Genomic DNA, 791 nt, shown 5'->3' on the forward strand with positions numbered 1-791 from the left:
TACACAGGTACCCGCGCTAGCGGGCCACCGAGGCAGCATTGAAATACTACCCGATGGTGACTGCGACTCTCACTCCTGGCGGAGGACACTGGTAGCCGGGCAGTTTGACTGGGGCGGTACGCGCCTGAAAAGATATCGGGCGCGCCCCAAGATTTCCTCACCCGCGTCGGAGACGCGGGAAAGAGCGCAAGAGCATACGGAAGTCTGACAGTGTCCGGCCTAACGACGGACGCTGACGCGAAAGCGTGGTCTAGCGAACCAATGAGGCTGCTTGATGCGGCCCATTGCTGACAGAAAAGCTACCTTAGGGATAACAGAGTCGTCACCCGCAAGAGCACATATCGACCGGGTGGCTTGCTACCTCGATGTCGGTTCCCTCCATCCTGCCCGTGCAGCAGCGGGCAAGGGTGAGGTTGTTCGCCTATTAAAGGAGGTCGTGAGCTGGGTTTAGACCGTCGTGAGACAGGTCGGCTGCTATCTATTGGGGGTGTGAGGTTCCTGACAGGAACGTTCGTATAGTACGAGAGGAACTCCGAATGGGTGCCACTGGTGTACCGGCTGTTCGACAGAGCACGTGCCGGGTAGCCACGCACCACGGGGTAAGAGCTGAACGCATCTAAGCTCGAAACCCACCTGGAAAAGAGGAACCACTGAGGCCACTTCTAGAAGAGAAGATCGATAGACTCGGGGTGTACGCGTCGAGGCAACGAGACGTTGAGCCCGCGAGCACTAATCGGCCAAGCCACACATTCATACTGCATCTGGATCGGACTCGTGAACGGGTCCGGACG

The 791-nt window shown here is 58.3% G+C and carries 1 rRNA gene; it reads left to right on the forward strand.

Going from position 1 to position 791, the window contains the following annotated elements:
- A 23S ribosomal RNA gene (locus tag SM755_RS23310) occupies positions 1-753 on the forward strand; the annotation flags it as partial.
- Positions 754-791: the final 38 nt, after the last annotated feature.

The organism is Natrialba sp. PRR66 (genome assembly GCF_034808065.1).
GTDB lineage: Archaea > Halobacteriota > Halobacteria > Halobacteriales > Natrialbaceae > Natrialba > Natrialba aegyptia.